Below are 20,040 nucleotides of genomic sequence, written 5' to 3' on the forward strand. Positions count from 1 at the left end.
GTGAGCGTGAGCGTGCGCCGGATCTACGAACCGCCCGAGCCGGACGACGGACTGCGGGTCCTGGTCGACCGGCTGTGGCCGCGCGGCCTCGCCAAGGAGGCGGCCCACGTGGACGAGTGGCCGAAGGGACTCACCCCCTCGACCGGGCTGCGCCAGTGGTACCACGCGGGCGAGGGCTCGTACGACGAGTTCCGCCGCCGCTACGAGGCGGAGCTCGACGCCCCCGAGGCCGCCGAACTGCTCGACGGCCTCAGGAAGTCGGCGCGCGAGGGGCACGTGACCCTGCTGACGGCGTCGAAGAACCCGGACGGGAGCCACGCGCACGTGCTGGCGGAGCTGCTGGGGGGCTGAGGCCCCCCGGCAGCCCGTCAGGGTCAGCTCGTCAGGGTCAGCCCGTCAGGCGGGCCGCGTGCCGGCCCGCCGCGCGTCCCGAGAAGAGACAGCCGCCGAGGAAGGTGCCCTCCAGGGCGTTGTAGCCGTGGACGCCGCCGCCGCCGAAGCCGGCCACCTCACCCGCCGCGTACAGGCCGTCGATGGCGGTGCCGTCGGTGCCGAGGGCCCGGGAGTCGAGGTCGGTCTGGATGCCGCCGAGGGTCTTGCGGGTGAGCACGTGCATCCGCACGCCGATCAGCGGGCCGGCCGCCGGGTCCAGGATGCGGTGGGGCGCGGCCACCCGGCCGAGCCGGTCGCCGATGTAGCGGCGGGCGTTGCGGATGCCCTGGACCTGCGAGTCCTTGCTGTAGGGGTTGGCCATCTGGAGGTCGCGGGCCTCGATCTGGCGGCGGACCTCGGCCGCGTCCAGCAGCGGCTCGCCGGTCAGGCCGTTCATCCTCCGCACCAGCTCCTCCAGGGTGTCCGCGGTGACGAAGTCCGCGCCCTTGTCGAGGAAGGCCTGCACCGGGCCGGGGGCGCCCTTGCCGAGGAGCCGGTCGCGCAGCACGGCCTTGCGGTCCTTGGCGGTGATGTCCGGGTTCTGCTCGGAGCCGGAGAGCGCGAACTCCTTCTCGATGATCTTCCGGGTGAGGACGAACCACGAGTGGTCGTACGCGGCGATGTCCTCGGTGGTGCGCAGGTACTTGAGGGTGTTCAGGGTGTCGTAGCCCGGCAGGCAGGGGTCGGGCAGCCGGCGGCCGAGCGCGTCCAGCCAGACGGAGGACGGGCCGGGCAGGATGCGGATGCCGTGGCCGGGCCAGACGGGGTTCCAGTTCTGCAGGCCCTCGGTGTAGTGCCACATCCGGTCCCGGTTGACCAGCCGTACGCCGGCCTCGGCGCTGATGTCGAGCATGCGGCCGTCGACGTAGGCGGGGACGCCCGTGACCATCTCGGCGGGGGGCGTGCCGAGCCGTTCGGGCCAGTAGCGGCGGACGATGTCGTGGTCGGCGCCGATGCCGCCGGTCGTGACGATCACGGCCTGGGCGGTGAGGGCGAAGTCGCCGATCCGGTCGCGGTTGGAGGCGACGCCGCGGGGTGCGTCGTCGTCGGCGAGGAGCGTGCCGCGCACTCCGCGGGCGGCACCGTCCTCGATGACGAGCTGGTCCACCCGGTGGCGGTGGTAGAAGGTCAGCAGCCCGTCCCGGGCGGCCTGCCGGGCGTGGGCGACGAAGGGTTCGACGACCCCGGTGCCGGTGCCCCAGGCGACGTGGAAGCGGGGTACGGAGTTGCCGTGCCCGTCCGCGCGCAGGTCGCCGCGCTCGGCCCAGCCGACGGTGGGTAGCAGCTCGATGCCGTGGCCCTGGAGCCAGGTCCGCTTCTCGCCGGCCGCGAACTGGACGTAGGCGCGCGCCCAGCGCACGGCCCAGGAGTCCTCGTCCTCCAGCCGGTCGAATCCCGCGCTGCCACGCCAGTCGTTCCAGGCCAGGTCGAAGGAGTCCTTGATGCCGAGGCGGCGCTGCTCCGGGGAGTCGACGAGGAAGAGCCCGCCGAAGGACCAGAACGCCTGGCCGCCGAGGTTGGCGGCGTTCTCCTGGTCGACCAGGGCCACCCGGCGGCCCCGGCTGGTGAGTTCGTGCGCCGCGACGAGGCCGGCGAGGCCCGCTCCGACGACGATGACGTCCGCGTCCATGGCGTCTGTGTCCTTCCTGACGGTGCTCGGAGAGAGGGGCTCGGAGCGAGGGGGTTCGGAGTGGGGGTTCGGAGTGGGGGCTTGGGGAGAGGAGTCCGCGCGCGGGGTCCGCGGGGGCGCGGGCCCGGGCGGGCGGTGCCGGTCAGCCGGGGGTGCCGCCGCCGTCCGTGAGCAGCGCGGTGAGCAGCCGCTTGAGCCAGCCGCGTGCGGTCTCGACGTCCTTGTCGAGCAGCAGCTGGGTGGTGACCCCGTCGTACGCGGCGACCACGGCGTGTGCGGCTCCGTCGACACCGCCGAGCACGGCGGGCAGGGCGGTGTGGCCCCGGGCCCGGCGGAGCCGGTCGGCGATCGCCTCCCGGAGCCGGGTGCGGTGGTCGAGGAGGGCCCGGGCGACCTCCGCATCGCGGGCGGCGTGCACCAGGAAGTCGGTCTTCACCAGCAGCCAGTCCACGTCGAGCAGCAGCACCTCGGTGACCCGGTCCACGGAGGCGGGCACGTCGAGGTCGGGGCCGTCCTGGGCGAGGGCCTCGGCCACCTGGGAGGCGATGAGGTCGGCGCGCTCCCGGTAGAGCGCGAAGAACAGCTCGTCGAGGGTGGCGAAGTTCGAGTAGAAGGCGCCCCTGCTGTACCCGGCGGCCTCGCAGATCTCCTCGATGGAGACCCGCCCGAAGCCCTTGACCGCGAACACCTCGAAGGCGGCGTCCAGCAGTCTGGCCCGGGTGCGGACCCGCCGCCGGGTGACCCGTTTCGCCGTCTCTTCCATCCGCCTCGCCCTCCGTTCGATGCACGAACGTATCGGATACATCGATGTATCGAAAGGGGCCGGGCGGCTCTCCCGCCCCGGCCTCATTGATCACATGGGAACGTACTTTCGATTAAGGAGTACGCTGGGGCCATGTCCACGCATCTCCAGGCCTCTTTGTTCGACCAGACCGACGAGCTGCGGCTCGGCCGGCTCGACGGACTGAGCCGGACCGAGCTGGGCGCCGGTGCCTGGATCGACGTCCTGCCCGGCTGGCTGAGCGGCGCCGACGCCCTGTTCGAACAGCTCGCCGCCGAGGTCCCGTGGCGGGCCGAGCAGCGGAAGATGTACGACAACGTCGTGGCCGTACCCCGCCTGCTGGCCCACTACAGGGCGGGCGAACCGCTGCCCCACCCCGTGCTGGACGAGGCCCGTACCGCGCTGTCCCGGCACTACGCCGAGGAGCTGGGCGAGCCGTTCACCACCGCCGGGCTGTGCTTCTACCGCGACGGCCGGGACAGCGTGGCCTGGCACGGCGACCGCATCGGGCGGGGCGCTCGCGAGGACACCATGGTCGCGATCCTGTCCGTGGGCGAACCCCGGGACCTGCTGCTGCGCCCGGCGGGCGGCGGCGGCCGGACCGTGCGGCGGCCGCTCGGCCACGGCGACCTGATCGTGATGGGCGGCTCCTGCCAGCGCACCTGGGAGCACTGCGTGCCGAAGACCGCGCGGGCCGCGGGTCCGCGCATCAGCGTCCAGTTCCGGCCGGACGGCGTGGGCTGACCGCCCGGCCCCCCGCGCACGGCGCCGCCGGATCTGGTTGGCTGTCCCCCGACGATCAGCCGGACACGGGCTCGGAGAGATCATGCGGGCAGAGGTACAACAAGTGGCCGACGGCACCTATCTGGTGCACGGCCACCACGTCAACTGGGTCATCCTGAAGGACGGTGACGCGGTCACGCTGGTCGACACCGGCTATCCGGGCGACCGCGAGGGGCTCCTCGGCTCCCTCGCCGAGGTGGGCAGTTCACCGGAGGCGGTCGCCGCCGTGCTGATCACCCACGCGCACAACGACCACCTGGGCTCGGCCGAGTACCTGCGGGCCGGCCACGGCACGCCGGTGTATCTGCACCCGGCCGAAGTACCGCACGCCCGCCGGGACTTCCTGCAGCAGGCGACCATCGGCGACGTGGTCCGCAACGCCTGGCGGCCGGGTGTCCTGCCCTGGGCCGTGCACGTCCTCAAGGTCGGCGGCACCGACCACAACCCCGTCACCGCCCCCGAGCCGTTCCCGGCCGAGGGCCCGCTGGACCTGCCCGGCCGCCCGGTGCCCGTGCACACCCCCGGCCACACGGACGGCCACTGCGTCTACCACCTGCCCGGGGCCGGCCTCGTGATCTCCGGGGACGCCCTGGTCAGCGGGCACGCGACCTCGCGGATCAAGGGCCCGCAGCTGCTCCACGACTTCTTCCACCACGAGCGGGCGCGGGCGCTCGCCTCCCTCGACGTCATCGGCGCGCTCGACGCCGACACCCTGCTGCCCGGGCACGGGCCCGTCCACCGCGGCCCGGTGCGCGCCGCGGCGGAACAGGCCAGGGAACGGGCCTCCTAGAACACCCGCGCGGGGCCGTAGGGTGCGTGCCATGGCCTTGCAGATCAGCGCCACGAACCCGGAGCACCCCGCGCTCCTGCTCGCCCTGCCCTGGGACGTACCCCTGGAGGAGTGGCCCGAGGAACACCTCGTGCCGCTCCCCCGCGGCATCTCCCGGCACGTCGTCCGCTACGCGCGGGCCGGCGACGAGGTGATCGCCGTCAAGGAACTCGCCGAACGGCCCGCGCTGCGCGAGTACCAGCTGCTGCGCGACCTCGACCGGCTCGGCATCCCGGCCGTCGACCCCCTCGCCGTGGTCACCGGGCGCGCCGACGGCTCGGGCGCCCCGCTGGAGCCGGTGCTGGTCACCCGGCACCTGCGCGGCTCGATGCCGTACCGGTCCATGTTCGAGACGACCATGCGGCCCGCCACCATGCACCGGCTGATGGACGCCCTGGCCGTCCTGCTGGTCCGGCTCCACCTGTCCGGATTCGCCTGGGGCGACTGCTCGCTGTCCAACACCCTGTTCCGGCGGGACGCGGGCGCCTACGCCGCCTACCTGGTCGACGCCGAGACCGGCGACCTGCACCCCCGGCTGAGCCCGGGGCAGCGGGAGTACGACCTCGACCTGGCCCGCGTGAACATCAGCGGCGAACTGCTCGACCTGGAGGCCTCGGGCGCGCTGCACCCGTCCGTCGACCCGATCGCGTTCGGCCACGAGATCTCCACCCGCTACCAGGGGCTGTGGCGGGAACTGACCCGCACGTCGGTCTATCCGGCGGGCGAGTACCACTACATCGAGCGCCGGATCCGCCGCCTGGGCGAACTCGGCTTCGACGTGGCCGAGATGCAGATCGAGCACTCCGCCGGCGGCGACACCGTCACCTTCGTGCCGAAGGTCGTCGACGCCGGCCACCACCAGCGGCAGCTGCTGCGGCTGACCGGCCTGGACGCCGAGGAGAACCAGGCACGGCGGCTGCTGAACGACCTGGAGGGCTGGATGGCCACCCAGGACGACCACGCCCCGGGCGATCCCCTCGCCGCCCGCCCCGAGGTGCTCGCCCACCGCTGGGTGCGGGACGTGTTCCGGCCCACCGTACGGGCGGTGCCGCCGGAACTGCGCGGTTCCATGGACCCCGCCGAGATCTACCACGAGCTGCTCGAACACCGCTGGTACCTGTCCGAGCGTGCGCAACGGGACATGGGGCTCGACATGGCCGTCAAGGACTACGTCGAGAAGGTGCTGCCACGGGCCCGGGGCACGCTGGAACCGCTGGAGCCGACCACCCCGGAGTAGCTCACTCGTGCGGGACCACGGCCACCGGGCAGTCCGCGTGGTGCAGCACCCCGTGCGCGACCGAGCCGATACGGGCGCCGACGGCAGTGCGGTGCGCCCGGCGGCCGACGACCACCAGCTGGGCCCGGCCGGCCACCGACAGCAGCACCTCACCGGCGCTGCCCATCTCGACGTGCTCGGCCACGGGCACGCCCGGGAACCGCTCCCGCCACGGCCGGAGCGCGTCGGCCAGCGCCTGCCTCTCGTACGGTTCCAGACCGCCCGCGTCGTCCAGCAGCTTCATCGAGCCCGGGCTGTAGGCGAAGACGGGCGGCAGGGTCCACGCCCGGACGGCGCGGACGGTGGCGCCGCGCGCCGCCGCCGTCTCGAACGCGAACCGCAGCGCCCCCGCGCTGTCCTCGGCGCCGCCGTGCTGGCCGACCACGACGTCCCGGCCGGCCGCCTCCGCCGTCGGCCGGTCTCCGGCGCGCACCAGGACGACGGGCCGGGCCGCCTCGGCGATCACCTGCTGACCGACGGAGCCCAGCAGGAACCCGACGACGGGGCCGTGCCCGCGCGAGCCGAGCACCAGCATCTCGGCCTCCGCCGCCGCGGCCGCCAGCGCGTCCGCGGCGCCGCCCTCGACCACGTCGACGCTCACCCGCAGCTCCGGATGCCGCTCCCGGACACCGCGCACGGCGGCCGAGACCCCTTCCGAGGCCCATCCGTGCTGGGTGTCGCGGTCGGCGGTGGCGAGCGCCTCGGCGTAGCGCCACGCGTGCACCACCCGCAGGGGCAGGTCCCGGCGTACGGCCTCCCGGGCCGCCCAGTCCAGTGCGGCCAGGCTCTCCGCCGTACCGTCCACCCCTGCCGTGATCGGGCGTGTCATGCGTGGGCCTCCTCGTCGTGGTGTCCTCGTGGTGCTCATGCCCTCCGCTCGGGCGGGGACGCGCACGGGCACGATCATGCCGTGCGGCCGGGGTGTCCGTGGCCGGTCCGCCGCTACCCTGCCGTCATGGCGCTGGAATGGGAGCAGGTCATCGTGGACGCGGCGGACCCGGTGGCGCTCGGACGCTGGTGGGCCGAGGCGCTCGGCTGGGTCGTGGTGGCCGACGCGGCGGACGAGTTCGAGATCCGGGCCGCCCCGGACCGGCTGCCCGGGCTGCTGTTCGTCCCCGTGCCCGAGGGGAAGACCGTCAAGAACCGGCTGCACCTGGACTTCCGCCCGACGGACCGGTCCGCCGAGGTGGCCCGGCTCCTGGCGCTCGGCGCCCGGCACGCGGACGTCGGGCAGGGCGAGCAGCCCTGGGTGGTGCTCGCGGACCCCGAGGGCAACGAGTTCTGCGTGCTCGGGGAGCGCCGCGGCTGACCCCCGTGGCCGGTCGGGGCCGCTGCCGGATACCCGGGGCGAACCCGGGCGATCGAACATACGATGGGCTTCGAGCCGGTGCGGTGGTCCCCACGACACCGGGCCGTGTGATCCGACTCTCGGGGTGGGAGACGTATGGCACAGGCCGCCGAGGCAGCGCGGACCGTCATCCTGACCGTGGACGACGACCCGGGGGTCTCCCGCGCCGTCGCCCGCGACCTGCGGCGGCGCTACGGCGAGTCGTACCGCGTCGTGCGCGCGGAGTCCGGCGAGTCCGCGCTGGACGCGCTGCGGGAGCTGAAACTGCGCGGCGACCTGGTGGCCGTGATCCTGGCCGACTACCGCATGCCGCAGATGAACGGCATCGAGTTCCTGGAGCAGGCGCTCGACGTGTACCCGGGCGCGCGGCGGGTGCTGCTGACCGCGTACGCCGACACCAACGCGGCCATCGACGCGATCAACGTGGTCGACCTGGACCACTACCTGCTCAAGCCCTGGGACCCGCCGGAGGAGAAGCTCTACCCGGTCCTGGACGACCTGCTGGACGCCTGGCGGACCAGCGCCTACAAGCCGGTGCCCAGCACCAAGGTCGTCGGGCACCGCTGGTCGGCGCGCTCCTCGGACGTGCGGGAGTTCCTGGCCCGCAACCAGGTGCCGTACCGCTGGTACTCGGTGGAGGAGCCGGAGGGGCAGCGGCTGCTGGCGGCCGCCGGGCAGGACGGGCAGCGCCTGCCGCTGGTGATCACCCCGGACTGCACGGTCCTGGTGGAGCCGGAGGCGCCCGAGCTGGCTGCGCGGGTGGGACTGGCGACGACGCCGACGGCCGACTTCTACGACCTCATCGTGATCGGCGGCGGTCCGGCCGGGCTGGGTGCCGCCGTGTACGGGGCCTCGGAGGGACTGCGGACCGTGCTGGTGGAGCGGTCGGCCACCGGCGGGCAGGCGGGGCAGAGCTCTCGGATCGAGAACTACCTGGGCTTCCCCGACGGCGTCTCCGGCGCCCAGCTCACCGACCGCGCGCGGCGGCAGGCCGCCAAGTTCGGCGCCGAGATCCTGACCGCGCGCGAGGTGACCGCGCTGGAGGTCAACGGCGCCGCGCGGGTCGTGCGGTTCGCGGACGGCTCGGCGATCGCGGCGCACAGCATCATCCTGGCGACGGGCGTGCAGTACCGGCAGCTGGAGGCCGAGGGCTGCACCGACCTGACCGGGTGCGGGGTGTTCTACGGTTCGGCACTGACGGAGGCCAGCTCCTGCCAGGGGCAGGACGTCTACATCGTCGGCGGCGCCAACTCGGCGGGCCAGGCCGCGATGTACCTGTCCCGGGGCGCGAAGTCGGTGACGCTGCTGGTACGCGGCGCGGACCTGTCGGCGTCCATGTCGTACTACCTGATCCAGCAGATCGGTGAGGCGCCGAACATCTCGGTGCGCTCCCACACGGTCGTGGACGCGGCCCACGGCGGGGACCGCCTGGAGAGCCTGACGCTGCGTCACACGGTGACCGGCGAGCTCGAACAGGTCGACGCCCAGTGGGTGTTCGTGTTCATCGGCGCGGCCCCGCTCACCGACTGGCTGGGCGACACGGTGCTGCGTGACGGGCGCGGGTTCATCCTGGCCGGGCCCGACCTGACCGCCGACGGGCGGCCGCCGGCGGGCTGGGAGCTGGACCGGCCGCCGTACCACCTGGAGACCAGCATTCCCGGCGTGTTCGTGGCGGGCGACGCGCGCGCCGAGTCCGCGAAGCGCGTCGCGTCCGCCGTCGGAGAGGGAGCCATGGCAGTGATGCTCGTCCACCGGTATCTGGAGCAGTCGTGAGCGGGCAGCTCATGCCGTGCAGCCCGCGGGAGATCAGCTCCCTGTTCCTCTTCGAGAAGCTGAGCCCCGAGCAGCTGGGGCGGCTGTGCAGCGAGGGACGGGTGGAGCTGTTCGAGGCCGGCCCGGTGTACACCGAGGGCGACCCCGCCACCTGCTTCTTCGTGATGATCGAGGGCACGGTCGTGCTCTCCCGCCGGGTCGGCGGCGACGACGTGGAGGTCAGCCGCACCTCGCAGCGCGGGGTGTACGCGGGCGCGATGCAGGCGTACCTCGGCGACCGGGTGCGGCAGGTGTACAACAACTCGATGCGGGTCACCGAACCGACCCGGTTCTTCGTGCTGCCCGCGGACATCTTCGCGGACGTCATGAGCGAGTGGTTCCCGATGGCCGTGCACCTGCTGGAGGGCCTGTTCTTCGGTTCGAAGAACACCCAGGCCGCGATCGGGCAGCGGGAGCGGCTGCTCGCCCTCGGCTCGCTGTCGGCAGGGCTCACCCACGAGCTGAACAACCCGGCGGCCGCGGCGGTGCGGGCCACCGCCACGCTGCGGGAACGCGTCGCGAAGATGCGGCACAAGCTCGCCCTGATCGCCGAGGCGCCGTTCACCCGCGAGGTGATGGCCGGCCTGATAGAGATCCAGGAGCGCACCGCCGAGCGGGTCGCGAAGGCACCGGCGCTCAGTCCGCTGGAGGCGTCCGACCGCGAGGACATGCTCACCGACTGGCTGGAGGACCACGGCATCGACTACGGCTGGCAGGTCTCCCCGACCTTCGTGCAGGCCGGGCTCGACGTCGACTGGCTGGAGCAGGTCGCGGCGGCCGTGCACACGGACATCCTGCCCAACGCGGTCGGCTGGCTCAACTACACCGTCGAGACCGAGCTGTTGATGAACGAGATCGAGGACTCCACCACCCGGATCTCGCACCTCGTCGACGCGGCCAAGCAGTACTCGCAGCTGGACCGGGCGCCGTACCGGGTGGTGGACGTGCACGAACTCCTCGACAGCACGCTGCTGATGCTGTCGGGCAAGAGGGGCCCGGGAATCAAGGTCGTCAAGGAGTACGACCGCACGCTCCCGCCGGTTCCCGCCTACCCGGCGGAGCTGAACCAGGTGTGGACCAACCTCATCGACAACGCCGTCTCGGCCATCAACGGCGCGGGCGGCGAGGGCACGCTGACCGTGCGGACCGCCCTCGACCACGAGCGGGTGCTGGTGGAGTTCCGGGACACCGGGCCCGGAGTCCCGCCGGAGATCAAGGACCGGATCTTCGACCCGTTCTTCACCACCAAGCCCGTCGGCGAGGGCACGGGGCTCGGCCTGGACATCTCCTGGCGGATCGTCGTCAACAAGCACCACGGCACCCTGCGGGTCGAGTCGGTGCCCGGCGACACCCGCTTCCAGGTGCTGCTCCCCCTGACCGCCGAGGCGCCCGCCGAGGAAGCGGAGGACAACGCATGAGCACCGTCGAGGGAATCGACCCGAGCGTCCCGCCGAGCGGCACCGGCTGCGTGGAGTGCGACGCGGCGGGCGGCTGGTGGTTCCACCTGCGCCGCTGCGCGCAGTGCGGGCACGTCGGCTGCTGCGACGACTCTCCCGCCAAGCACGCCACGGCCCACTTCCGGGAGACGGGGCACCCGGTCATCCAGAGCTACGAGCCGGGCGAGAGCTGGTTCTGGAACTTCGCCACGGACGAGCTGTACAGCTCCGGGCCCGATCTGGCGCCCCCGGGCAGCCATCCCGCCGAGCAGCCGGCCCCCGGCCCGGTGGGTCGGGTGCCCGCCAACTGGGCGCAGACGCTGCGCTGAGGCGGCCTGCGCACGCGTCCGCGCCGGCCGGGTCGGGTGACCGGGCCGGCCGGTTCAGCGTCCGCACTCCAGGCTGCCGGTGCCGACGGCTTCGGCCAGGGCCCGCATGCCCTTGTCGTCGGGGTGCAGGTGGTCGCCGCCGTCGAAGAACGGCAGGATCCGCGTGGGGTCGTTCGGGCTGCGCAGGATCCGGTCGAAGTCGGTGACGGCGTCGAAGTCGCGGCTGCCGCGCAGGAAGCGGTTGACGTCCTTTCGCACGGCCTCGGCGGCCGGATCCCACTCGGGCCAGCCCTTGAACGGGCCGATGGTCGCGGCGACCACGCACACGCCGGCCGCGTGGGCCCGCCGTGCGATCTCCCGGTAGCCGGCGGCCAGGTCGGCCGCGGTGACGCCGGTGTGCGCCTTGATGTCGTTGACGCTCTCGAACAGGAACAGGGTGCGCACGCCGGGCTGGGAGAGGACGTCCCGGTCCAGCCGGTGCAGGGCGCTCTGCCCGGCGCCGTCGGCGAGGATCCTGTTCCCGGATATGCCCTCGTTGGCCACCCCTTTGACGGTCGTGCCGAGGGTGCCGAGGCGGCGGGCCAGATAGTCGGGCCAGCGGCGGTTGAGGTCGGTGGTGGACAGCCGGCCGTCGGTGATGGAGTCACCGAGCACGACGACGGCCCCGGTGGCCCGGTCGGCCGGCCGTACCGAGACGGCGTCCAGGTACCACCAGGAACCGGTGGTGCGCGTCCAGTGGGCTCCGCTCTCCTCGGCGGTGTGGTCGCCCTGGCCGGTGTACGACGTCTGCATGGCCATCCAGTGGCCCGAGGCGGGTCCCGCCGCGTCCGGGGTGCGGAGGCTGACGACGAGGTCCGCCCCGGCGGGCCAGCTGCCGGGCAGCGGATCGCTCCAGGCCACCTCGCCGGCGGGCACGGTGACCGTGGGGGCTCCGCCGAAGGTCACCGGCCGGTTGCCGCCCGGCCGCAGCTCGGCTCCCGCCTCCCGCAGTCCGGCGTGGACGCCGGCCAGGGTCAGCGGGCGGTCGCCGAAGGCGTTCGTGAAGCGGACGCGCAGGTCGCTGCCGCCGACGCTGGTGTGGACGATCATCCGGTAGCCCTGGCCGGCGGTGCCCTCCCCATGAGGTCGGCGCTCGCCGCCCAGGTGACGACGCCGGTGGCGCGCGGCCGGGTCGGGCAGCGGGCCGGCCGCCCGGGCGGGCGCGGTCTGGCAGGCGACGGCGGCCAGCAGCGCCGCGACGACGCGGCCTCCGCGGGCGAGACGGCCGCTCACCGGGCGAGGTCCCGGACCGTGACGGACCCGACCGGCCGCATCCGGGCCGTCCGGGACGTCCCTGCGTATCCCACGGAGGTCATGGTGCCGCCGCCACCACGGATCCGCACCTCGGCGGGTCTCCCGTTCCGCCGGTTCGGGTCGACGAGGAAGCCGCCGCGGGCCCCGACGCCGGTCGGCGGGCGCGGGTCGGTGCCGATGAGCCCATGAGCTGACGGGCGTGGTCGGCGTTCTTCAGGGCGGGGCCGGACATGCGGATGCCCCGCGCGGGGCGGGGCATCCGGTCGTGCTGTGCGGTGCTGTGCCGAACTGTGCTGCCGGGCGTCAGCGGTGGGCGCGCGGCGTGTTCGCGGCGGTGACGTTCACCGCGGACCACGACTTGTCCACCGTCTTGTACTCGGTGCTGTTGGCGCCGTACAGGTCCTTGGCCGCCTTCAGGGTCGCGACGCGAGCCTGGTGGAAGTCGGTCGTGGAGACCATGTAGCGGGTGAGCGCGCGGTAGTAGATGGCGGTGGCCTTGGTCCGGCCGATGCCCTTGACCGCGATGTTGTGGTAGGTCGGCGAGTTGTAGGTGACCGTGCCGATCTTCTTCTTGCCGCTGCCCTCGGCGAGGAGGTAGTAGGCGTGCGAGGAGACACCCGAACCGGCGTGCACCTCGGTGTAGTACACGTCCGAGGACCAGTAGTCGATGGTGCCCTCGAGCTTGTCCAGCGACGGGTGGTCGAGACGGCGCAGGAACTTCTGGGCGAGGCCCAGCTTCTCGCCGACCAGGTAGTCCGGCGTGTCCTTCGCGTTCTTGGCGTAGAACTCGACGTTGGAGCCGAAGATGTCCGCCAGCGACTCGTTCAGCGAGCCCGGCTCACCGTACTGGTTGCCGTACTCGTCGACGAAGGTCGGCTGCAGGTTGGCGGTCGCCTCCACCACGCCGTGGGTCAGCTCGTGACCGGTGACGTCGAGGACGACGAGCGGCTTCTTGAACATCTCGCCGTCGCCGTCGCCGTACAGCATGCAGTTGCAGGTCGGGTCCCAGAAGGCGTTGGCGACCTTCTTGCCCCAGTGGACCATCGCCCGGGCGGGCTTGCTGTTGTTGGCGATGCCCTTGCGCTTGAACGTGGACTTGTAGAAGTCCAGCGTCTTGGTGATGCCGTACTGGGCGTCGGCAGCGGCGCTGACCCGGCTGGTGGTCTTGTTGTTGCCCCACACGTTGGACGTGTTGGTGAACTTCGAGCCGGAGCTGAACTTCTCCGTCATCGTGCCCTTGGCGTCACGCGTCTCGGTGCCGTACCGGCTCGGGTCCTTGAGCTGGTAGTGACCGCGCGAGGTCTGCGTGGTCGTGAGGCCGACGTTGCCGACGAAGAGGGTCTTGCCGGTGCCCTTGGCGGCCGACGGGTACGCCGCCGCGGCGGACGAGCCCGAGCCGAGCAGGCCCGACGGGGCGGAGGAGCCGACACCGGTGGCCGGGTCGGCCGTCTCGCCGCGCTTGCGCAGGGTGTCGAGCAGCTTCGGCGACAGGAACTCGTCGCTGTCGGGGGTGTTGCTGCGCACCTTGCCGCTGACGGCGTCGACGACGACGGTGTGCGAGCTGCCCTGCGTGGCCACCGTCACCTGGTAGGCGAGGGCGGAGGCGCCACCACGGGCGTCGACGACGAGCTGAGCGCTGCTCGCGTCACCCTTGGCGGCCTTGGCGGCCTTGGCCGCGGCCTGCGCCGCGGTCAGCTTCGCCTGCGACGTGGCCGCCGGCTTGACCGCGTGGTCGGCCGCGCGGGTCACGCCCGTGTAGGCCAGCTTGTGGTCGAGGTGGACGATGAGGTCACCGCCGAGCACCGGCAGGTTCCCGTGCGTCCGGACGAAGCGGACGTGCCGGGCACCCTCGGGGTCGACCATGACGTCCTGCGCGTGCAGCGCGTCGCCCTTGGAGACACCGGTCGCCGAGGCGTGGGCGAAGGCCGCGCTGCGCGCCGCCTCCACCACCGCGGTGGCGTTCGTGGCGGAGGACGCTGCGGTCCGCTCCACCCCCGTCGTGGAGGGGCCCGCGAAGGCCGTGCCGGCCAGTCCCGTGGCGGCCGTCGCGACGGTGACGGCGATCGCCAGGGAGCGTATGTGCGGTCTACGCAATCTGATCAAAGTTCCTTCGTGCGAAGACGGCAGGAGTCACCAACCGCCTTGCTGCATGACGCAGTTGACACGCCACGGGGGCTGGTAGGGCCCCGGGGTCACCCTTTCGGATCAGTCATGTCCCCGTAAAGCCGGAATGATCCATTTCGCGGATTTCTAGAGGAATCCTTTACGAATGGGCACCACAGGGTGATCACGAGTCCCTCAACTGTGTGTCGACAGCGGAGACGTTGCCCACATCCCCTAGGTTCCGAGGCCTGAATGTGACCGATATCGCATCAGGAACCGTACGGATGGGAGTGGATGCCGGATGGTCTCAGCAACGGTGGGCAGGGGCGCGGTCCTCGGGGCGGTCGTACTGTCGCTGCTCGCGGTCCCGGCGCGCGCGGCGACCGCGGAGGCGGGTACGCCCGTGGCGGCGGCGCTGCCGGCGCCCGACACGGCGGGCCTGGCGGCGGTGCTGCGCACGGCCGTGAACCAGGGCGCGCCCGGTGCGCTGGCCAGGATCGACGACCGGGGCCGGACATACCGGTCCACACAGGGAGTTGCCGACCGCGTCACCGGGCGGGCCATCGCCGCCGACGACCGGTTCCGGGTGGGCAGCGTCACCAAGACCTTCTCGGCGGTGGTCCTGCTCCAGCTCGTCGACGAGAGGAAACTGACGCTCGACGCCCCCGTCAACCGCTACCTTCCCGGACTCCTGCCCGACGACCGGATCACGGTGCGCCAGGTGCTGGGCCACCGCAGCGGCCTGTACGACTACACCAACGACATGTTCGCCGAGAGCGTGTCCGGTTTCGAGGCGGTGCGCAAGAAGGTCTACACCTACCGCCAGCTCGTGGCGCTCTCCCTGAAGAAGCCCCGCACCAACGCCCCCGGCGCCGCCTACGCGTACTCCAACACCAACTTCGTCGTGGCCGGCCTGCTCATCGAGAAGCTGACGGGCCACTCCGTGCGGACGGAGTACGAGAAGCGCGTCTTCGAGCCGCTGGGTCTGCGGGACACGTTCTACGTCCATCCCGACACCACGATCCCCGGCCGGTACGCCCGGGGGTACCTCACTCCCGACACGGCGGGCGGCAAGCTGGTCGACGCCACCGCCCAGACGGTGTCGTGGGCGCAGAGCGCGGGCGCCATCATCTCCAGCGCGCGGGACCTGAACACCTTCTACTCCGCGCTGCTGGGCGGCAGGCTGATGTCGGCCGCGCGGCTCGCCGAGATGGAGCGCTTCACCCCGGTCAACAGCACGACGGCGTACGGACTCGGACTGCGCCGCCGCGACCTGTCGTGCGGGGTCTCGGTGTACGGCCACACGGGCGCGGTCCAGGGGTACTACACCTACGCCTTCGCCACGAAGGACGGCAGCCGCAGCATCACGGCCGTGGCCGACACCTCCAACAACGGGAAGGTCCTCGACACGCTGGCGGGCACGCTGAACGCGGCGTTCTGCGGCGCCCCGGGGACGGCGGCCGCCGGGAAGCACGGCGGCGCCGTCGCGGACGAGGGCTAGGGCCTGTCGTTGGGATCAGGCCGGCCTGGCTCACGGTGCCTTGCCGGCCGACCCGAGCCCCCGCGACGCGGGCATGATCCGCACGACAGGCTCTGGGCGGGCGCACCCTGCGCCGCGCGGGCGGTGGCACACGCCACGGCCCGCGCACCGGCGTCATGCCCGGCACGTCCGGCCGGAGGGCGAACGCGCCCGGTGGAGCCGCGCCGACCCCGGGGAGGGCCGTCAGGGACGGGACGTCGGCACGGCCGCGGTCAGGTGGCGCCCGCGCCGGTCAGGCCGTCGTCGTCCTCGGATTCGCGGACACCGCCCACCACGGCGGTGAGGTGGTCCAGGACGTTGGTCAGGCGGAGGATGCGCTCCAGCACCTCGGGCCGGTTGTCCAGGTGCAGGGTGGCACCGGTGGCGCTGGTCCGGCGGTGGACCATCAGCAGGGCGGACAGGCCCGAGGAGTCGATCCACGTCAGGCCGCCGAAGTCCAGGCGGACATCGCGAGGCGGCGGCTGGCCGCTCGCCAGGTGCTCGACGACGGTCTGCACGAAGTCGTCGCTGGTGTCGTAGTCGAGTTCGCCGGCCACGCGCACCGTGAGCGTGGCGGGTTCACTGAGGACGACGAGGGTGAACTCGGATGGTGGCAGGTTGATCATGCGTGGGTGCCGGGGCCGGGGACAGGACGGGCGGGGCGGCCGCTCAGGGCGGCGGAGCCCTCGTGGATCAGATGAGAGGCGCGGGGGAAGTCGCGCAGTTGGCCGGCCAGGGCGTCCAGGCCGGTCACCAGGGAGTGGGCGGGCACGTGACGGACCTCGAGGATGTCCGCGGTCCAGGTGAGGAACGCCGTGAACAGGTCGGGGTCGTCGACGTAGAGGGCCGTCGCGAGGAAGCCCACGACGTGGGCGAGGTCCTCCGCGGTGCGCTCCCGCTGGGTCTCGCTGTAGCCGCGCATGGCGGGAAAACGGTCCTCCAGGTCGGACAGCGTCTGCTTGACCAGCTGGGCCCGGGTCTGGACGACCATCGTGTACTCCTGGTCGGCCAGGTGCGGCAGGTCGTCCACCGCCTGCCGGCTCACCGAGGCGTCCGGCCGCGCCATGCCCTCGTCGAGTACGGCGACCGCGGCGCGGGCGTCGGGCGCCCAGCGGTCGGCGCGCAGGGTCCGGGCGTAGCGCCCGTCGGGGCCGAAGGCACGGCCGCCCGCCAGCACCGGCACACCGACGGCCTGGCAGGCGCTGATGGCGCCGTGCGCGACGGGCAGGTGCGTCGGGATCGAGCCGGAGAGCAGGACGGCGTCGGGGTTGGTCTGGTGCAGATGCGCCACCAGGTGCGACGTCGGCGTCTGGGCGCCGAGGAAGTCGACCCGCCAGCCGCGCAGCCGCAGGACCTCGGCGACGAGCCGGGCGGGGAAGGCGTGCCACTCCCCGTCGACGCAGGCGACCGTCACCCGGCCGCGCGGCGGGACCTCGCTCTTCTCGGCGCGCCGGTGGGCGAGGGAGGCGACGACCCGCTCGTTGATGGCGGTCGCGGCGTGCTCCTGGGCGACGCTGAGCCGGTCGGCGGCCCATTCGACGCCCACCTTCTCCTGGACCGGCGCGATGACCTCCAGGAGCAGCGTCTCCTCGTCCGCGCCCTCGTCCATGGCCCCGTGCACGATGTCGGCGGCCCAGTACTCGTCGCCGTCGGTCACGGCGTCCCACAGCCGGTCGACGAGGGGGGTCGTCGCGGTGCGATGACTCACATGCTCCTCCTGCTCCTCGTGCCGCCCGCGTGCCCGTTGACGACCTTCAGCGAGCCGTTGCGGGGCGCGCTGATGGCCACGGCGGCCATGTCGTCGTGCCGGCCCGCGCCCAGCCACTGGGCCGCCAGCATCTGCACCCGTTCCACGACCGCCTCGGCGGGCATGCCCGCGCACTCGGTGAGCGCCCGCTGCAGGCGCCTCTCACCGAAGAGTTCGTCGCCCAGCGGCCCGCCGCGCGCCTCGGTGATGCCGTCGGTGTAGAGCAGGCACGTCTCGCCCGGCGCGAGCACCGTCTCCACGGTGTGCGCCTTGACGGCCGGCAGCGCACCCACCAGGGTGCCGTGCGTCGGGACCTCCTCGACGGTGCCGTCGTTGCGGACGATCAGCGGCGGCAGGTGCCCGGCGCTGGTCAGCCGCACCTGCGCACGGCCGCCGCGGCGGCGCACGGAGGCCAGCACCATGGTGGCGAACCGGGTGTGATGGGAGGTCAGCAGGGCGCCGTTGAGCAGGCCGAGAATCCGCTGGTGGTCCTCCGCCAGGGGCAGCAGGGCCTGCAGCGTGTTGCGGATCTTGCCGGTCAGCACCGCCGCGTCCAGGCCCTTGCCCGCGACGTCCCCGAGCACGACGAGGGTCTCCTGGGTGGGGTCGGCGCCCGGGTGGACGTCGTAGAAGTCCCCGCCGACCCGCTCGTGGTCCTTGGCGGCGCGGTAGCCGCCGGCGTACTCCACTCCGTGCACGCTGTGGAGCGCGGGCGGCAGCAGTTCCCGCATCAGCGTGGCGGTGATGGTGGCCTGTTCCGTGTAGAGGCGGGCGGCGGAGAGGGCGGCGCCGGCGCGGGCCGCGAACAGGCGGGCGAAGACCTCCTCGCCCTCGGTGAAGGCCTGCTCGGTGCTGGACCGCAGCAGGACCAGGGCGCCGGCGGGCACGCCGTGGCCGGGGAGCGGGGTGACGATCACGGAGCCCACGGGGCCGGAGAGGCCGTCCGGGATCACCCAGTCGGGAAGGAGGGCGGGGTCGATCCAGCGGGCCGGTACGGGCGGGAAGCCCTGGAGCGCCTCGGCGAGGCCCGGTACGCCGGCGACGTCGACCTTGCGCGTGGTCTGGGTGACGGGACCGCCCTGGCGTGCGTAGGTCAGCGGGTAGCGGCGTCCGTGGGGCGGTGCGATCAGGACGGCGGCTTCGGCGAGGTGCTCTGCGGCCATGGAAGCGGCCACCTCCATGCAGCGCGGCACGTTCAGGGTGGACAGCAGCGCGCCGGAGGCCTCGGAGAGCACCTCGGTCCGCACCTGGGCGTCGCTCAGCGCCGTCTCGGCCAGCCGCCGGTCGGTCTCGTCGACCAGCCACCAGACCACGTCGCCGTCGCCGGCCTGCGTGGGATGGGCCTCGAACAGACGCCCGTTGATACGCCCCGTGGGCGGGCCCTCGGAGGCGCCGCGCGTGCCGGCGTCGATGCGCTGGTGCGCTCCCCAGAGCCAGGAGGGCACCCGTTCGTGCAGCCAGTCGCCGCTCGCCGCGTCGGGGAGTATCTGTCGGGCGGCCTCATTGATCCGGACCAGACCGCCGTGCCGGTCGACGACCAGCACCGGATAGGGGGCCTCGGCCCACGTCACGCCGACCCTGAGGTCGGCGTCGGGTGGGCGGGCGGAGGAACCGGGGGAGAATGACACAACCGGAGGCACGCGTCGTGCGCACCTCACCACCTTCCTGCCATGGAAAACAGATGTCTTTTGGCAACAGTCCCGCACAGGTCCCCATGGGCGCAAGCCGCCCGGGCGACCCCTTGGGCATTCCCACCGGTTTCGGTGCGCGTGCGGGAGATTTGTCACACGACTCGGTGAGGCGTCGCCAGACTGTTCGCACCGGCGCCCGGTTCGGACACGGACGGACCGGTTCGGCGATCTTGGCGGAACCACATCGTCCGGGACACCATGCCCGGCATGAAGGGTGATCTCTTTTCCAGTCAGCACGTCGTGCAGCCGGCCGTGGCGCCGGGCATGTCCGTCGAGAACGCCAAGTGCCTCAAGTACGCGGTGAACGGCGAGATGCACGCCCGCCAGGGCGCGATGGTCGCCTACCGCGGCGACCTCAGGTTCGAACGCAAGGGGCAGGGCGTCGGCGGCATGCTGAAGCGCGCCGTCACCGGTGAGGGACTGCCCCTCATGGCGGTGCGCGGCCAGGGTGAGGCCTGGTTCGCGCACGAGGCGCAGAACTGCTTCGTCGTCGAGGTCGAGCCCGGCGACCTGTTCACCGTCAACGGCCGCAACGTGCTGTGCTTCGACGCCTCGCTCTCCTACGAGATAAAGACCGTCAAGGGCTCGGGCATCGCGGGCGGCGGGCTGTTCAACAGCGTGTTCAGCGGACAGGGCCGGCTCGGCCTGGTGTGCGAGGGCAATCCGCTGGTCATACCGGTCTCCGCGCAGGCCCCGGTGTACGTCGACACGGACGCGGTGGTCGGCTGGACCGCGCATCTGCAGACCTCGCTGCACCGCTCGCAGTCCATCGGTTCGATGCTGCGGGGCGGCTCCGGCGAGGCCGTGCAGCTGATGCTCCAGGGCGAGGGGTACGTCGTGGTGCGGCCGAGCGAGCTGACACCCCAGAAGGCGCAGCAGCACTGAACCTTCACAAGTGATCCGGGCGGGGCGGGCAACCCGCGTCGCCGTACCCGCGTCTTGATCGACAACAGACCGAAGCCCCGGTCCCAGCGGGCCGGGGCGTATTTCCGAGATGCTATACACGTCGTGTATACACTCCGTGTATAGAA

Annotated in this window: 18 protein-coding genes; 10 read left to right on the plus strand and 8 right to left on the minus strand. The window is 72.6% G+C overall.

The window, feature by feature from the left end; translation table 11 throughout:
• A complete protein-coding gene (locus N8I86_RS04305; RefSeq protein ID WP_185091488.1) occupies positions 1 to 351 on the plus strand; it encodes a DUF488 domain-containing protein in 351 nt (116 codons plus the stop codon).
• Positions 352 to 388: 37 nt separating this feature from the next.
• Here the strand turns inward: N8I86_RS04305 and N8I86_RS04310 are convergent, their stop codons facing one another.
• Together N8I86_RS04310 and N8I86_RS04315 are read right to left on the minus strand one after the other, a co-directional pair.
• A complete protein-coding gene (locus tag N8I86_RS04310) occupies positions 389 to 2,062 on the minus strand; it encodes an FAD-binding dehydrogenase (RefSeq protein WP_263277139.1) in 1,674 nt (557 codons plus the stop codon).
• 142 nt (positions 2,063 to 2,204) lie between these two features.
• Positions 2,205 to 2,825 carry a TetR/AcrR family transcriptional regulator gene (locus tag N8I86_RS04315; protein WP_263277140.1) on the minus strand — a complete coding sequence of 207 codons (621 nt, stop codon included), beginning with the start codon at positions 2,823 to 2,825 and terminating at the stop codon, positions 2,205 to 2,207.
• Positions 2,826 to 2,957: 132 nt separating this feature from the next.
• On the opposite strand from N8I86_RS04315, the gene N8I86_RS04320 reads away from it, so the two are divergent.
• From N8I86_RS04320 to N8I86_RS04330, 3 genes are all read left to right on the plus strand, one after another.
• Positions 2,958 to 3,587: an alpha-ketoglutarate-dependent dioxygenase AlkB gene (locus N8I86_RS04320; protein ID WP_263277141.1), complete on the plus strand. Its 630-nt coding sequence runs from the start codon at positions 2,958 to 2,960 to the stop codon at positions 3,585 to 3,587.
• Between the two features lie 82 nt (positions 3,588 to 3,669).
• Positions 3,670 to 4,416, plus strand: a complete 747-nt coding sequence (locus N8I86_RS04325) for an MBL fold metallo-hydrolase (RefSeq protein ID WP_073894372.1) — start codon at positions 3,670 to 3,672, stop codon at positions 4,414 to 4,416.
• A gap of 31 nt (positions 4,417 to 4,447) precedes the next feature.
• Positions 4,448 to 5,692, plus strand: coding sequence for a DUF4032 domain-containing protein (locus N8I86_RS04330; RefSeq protein WP_073894373.1), 1,245 nt, complete (start codon positions 4,448 to 4,450; stop codon positions 5,690 to 5,692).
• Position 5,693: 1 nt separating this feature from the next.
• Here N8I86_RS04330 and N8I86_RS04335 read toward each other — a convergent pair whose 3' ends face one another.
• Positions 5,694 to 6,560, minus strand: coding sequence for a universal stress protein (locus N8I86_RS04335; RefSeq protein ID WP_263277142.1), 867 nt, complete (start codon positions 6,558 to 6,560; stop codon positions 5,694 to 5,696).
• Between the two features lie 126 nt (positions 6,561 to 6,686).
• Here N8I86_RS04335 and N8I86_RS04340 point away from each other — a divergent pair, with 126 nt between their 5' ends.
• From N8I86_RS04340 to N8I86_RS04355, 4 genes are all read left to right on the plus strand, one after another.
• Positions 6,687 to 7,040, plus strand: coding sequence for a VOC family protein (locus tag N8I86_RS04340; RefSeq protein WP_263277143.1), 354 nt, complete (start codon positions 6,687 to 6,689; stop codon positions 7,038 to 7,040).
• A 135-nt stretch (positions 7,041 to 7,175) separates the two neighbouring features.
• The gene (locus tag N8I86_RS04345; RefSeq protein WP_073894378.1) at positions 7,176 to 8,852 is read left to right on the plus strand and encodes an NAD(P)/FAD-dependent oxidoreductase; all 1,677 of its coding nucleotides are present in this window, start codon (positions 7,176 to 7,178) and stop codon (positions 8,850 to 8,852) included.
• The gene (locus N8I86_RS04350; protein ID WP_073894380.1) at positions 8,849 to 10,309 is read left to right on the plus strand and encodes an ATP-binding protein; all 1,461 of its coding nucleotides are present in this window, start codon (positions 8,849 to 8,851) and stop codon (positions 10,307 to 10,309) included. The genes N8I86_RS04345 and N8I86_RS04350 overlap by 4 nt, the downstream gene beginning before the upstream one ends.
• Positions 10,306 to 10,656 carry a UBP-type zinc finger domain-containing protein gene (locus tag N8I86_RS04355; protein ID WP_073894381.1) on the plus strand — a complete coding sequence of 117 codons (351 nt, stop codon included), beginning with the start codon at positions 10,306 to 10,308 and terminating at the stop codon, positions 10,654 to 10,656. Before N8I86_RS04350 ends, N8I86_RS04355 begins: the two co-directional genes overlap by 4 nt.
• Positions 10,657 to 10,710: 54 nt before the next feature.
• Here the strand turns inward: N8I86_RS04355 and N8I86_RS04360 are convergent, their stop codons facing one another.
• Together N8I86_RS04360 and N8I86_RS04365 are read right to left on the minus strand one after the other, a co-directional pair.
• Entirely contained in the window at positions 10,711 to 11,928 is a 1,218-nt protein-coding gene (locus N8I86_RS04360) for an SGNH/GDSL hydrolase family protein (protein ID WP_263277144.1), read from the minus strand.
• Between the two features lie 324 nt (positions 11,929 to 12,252).
• On the minus strand, positions 12,253 to 14,043 hold the full coding sequence (locus N8I86_RS04365; RefSeq protein WP_073894384.1) for a M4 family metallopeptidase: 1,791 nt from the start codon (positions 14,041 to 14,043) through the stop codon (positions 12,253 to 12,255).
• A gap of 310 nt (positions 14,044 to 14,353) precedes the next feature.
• Between N8I86_RS04365 and N8I86_RS04370 the strand changes: the two genes are divergently transcribed.
• On the plus strand, positions 14,354 to 15,553 hold the full coding sequence (locus N8I86_RS04370) for a serine hydrolase domain-containing protein (protein ID WP_073894386.1): 1,200 nt from the start codon (positions 14,354 to 14,356) through the stop codon (positions 15,551 to 15,553).
• 251 nt (positions 15,554 to 15,804) lie between these two features.
• Here the strand turns inward: N8I86_RS04370 and N8I86_RS04375 are convergent, their stop codons facing one another.
• Genes N8I86_RS04375 through N8I86_RS04385 form a run of 3 tightly spaced genes read right to left on the minus strand, consistent with a single transcriptional unit; the run spans position 15,805 to position 18,889 of the window.
• Entirely contained in the window at positions 15,805 to 16,197 is a 393-nt protein-coding gene (locus tag N8I86_RS04375) for an STAS domain-containing protein (protein ID WP_123438944.1), read from the minus strand.
• Complete coding sequence (locus tag N8I86_RS04380; RefSeq protein ID WP_073894389.1) at positions 16,194 to 17,279, minus strand: cobalamin B12-binding domain-containing protein; 1,086 nt, start codon at positions 17,277 to 17,279, stop codon at positions 16,194 to 16,196. Before N8I86_RS04380 ends, N8I86_RS04375 begins: the two co-directional genes overlap by 4 nt.
• Positions 17,276 to 18,889, minus strand: coding sequence for a PP2C family protein-serine/threonine phosphatase (locus N8I86_RS04385; RefSeq protein ID WP_263277145.1), 1,614 nt, complete (start codon positions 18,887 to 18,889; stop codon positions 17,276 to 17,278). The genes N8I86_RS04380 and N8I86_RS04385 overlap by 4 nt, the downstream gene beginning before the upstream one ends.
• A gap of 327 nt (positions 18,890 to 19,216) precedes the next feature.
• On the opposite strand from N8I86_RS04385, the gene N8I86_RS04390 reads away from it, so the two are divergent.
• Positions 19,217 to 19,894 (plus strand): AIM24 family protein, encoded by a 678-nt coding sequence (locus N8I86_RS04390; RefSeq protein WP_263277146.1) that lies wholly within the window; start codon positions 19,217 to 19,219, stop codon positions 19,892 to 19,894.
• Positions 19,895 to 20,040 lie beyond the last annotated feature (146 nt).

This window comes from Streptomyces albidicamelliae, from assembly GCF_025642175.1.
Classification (GTDB): Bacteria; Actinomycetota; Actinomycetes; order Streptomycetales; family Streptomycetaceae; genus Streptomyces; species Streptomyces albidocamelliae.

Coding starts and splice junctions, on each gene's coding strand:
- N8I86_RS04310 (WP_263277139.1), bottom strand. CDS start 2,062: ATGGACGCGGACGTCATCGTCGTCGGAGCGGGCCTCGCCGGCCTCGTC.
- N8I86_RS04315 (WP_263277140.1), bottom strand. CDS start 2,825: ATGGAAGAGACGGCGAAACGGGTCACCCGGCGGCGGGTCCGCACCCGG.
- N8I86_RS04320 (WP_263277141.1), top strand. CDS start 2,958: ATGTCCACGCATCTCCAGGCCTCTTTGTTCGACCAGACCGACGAGCTG.
- N8I86_RS04325 (WP_073894372.1), top strand. CDS start 3,670: ATGCGGGCAGAGGTACAACAAGTGGCCGACGGCACCTATCTGGTGCAC.
- N8I86_RS04330 (WP_073894373.1), top strand. CDS start 4,448: ATGGCCTTGCAGATCAGCGCCACGAACCCGGAGCACCCCGCGCTCCTG.
- N8I86_RS04335 (WP_263277142.1), bottom strand. CDS start 6,560: ATGACACGCCCGATCACGGCAGGGGTGGACGGTACGGCGGAGAGCCTG.
- N8I86_RS04340 (WP_263277143.1), top strand. CDS start 6,687: ATGGCGCTGGAATGGGAGCAGGTCATCGTGGACGCGGCGGACCCGGTG.
- N8I86_RS04345 (WP_073894378.1), top strand. CDS start 7,176: ATGGCACAGGCCGCCGAGGCAGCGCGGACCGTCATCCTGACCGTGGAC.
- N8I86_RS04355 (WP_073894381.1), top strand. CDS start 10,306: ATGAGCACCGTCGAGGGAATCGACCCGAGCGTCCCGCCGAGCGGCACC.
- N8I86_RS04370 (WP_073894386.1), top strand. CDS start 14,354: ATGGTCTCAGCAACGGTGGGCAGGGGCGCGGTCCTCGGGGCGGTCGTA.
- N8I86_RS04375 (WP_123438944.1), bottom strand. CDS start 16,197: ATGATCAACCTGCCACCATCCGAGTTCACCCTCGTCGTCCTCAGTGAA.
- N8I86_RS04390 (WP_263277146.1), top strand. CDS start 19,217: ATGAAGGGTGATCTCTTTTCCAGTCAGCACGTCGTGCAGCCGGCCGTG.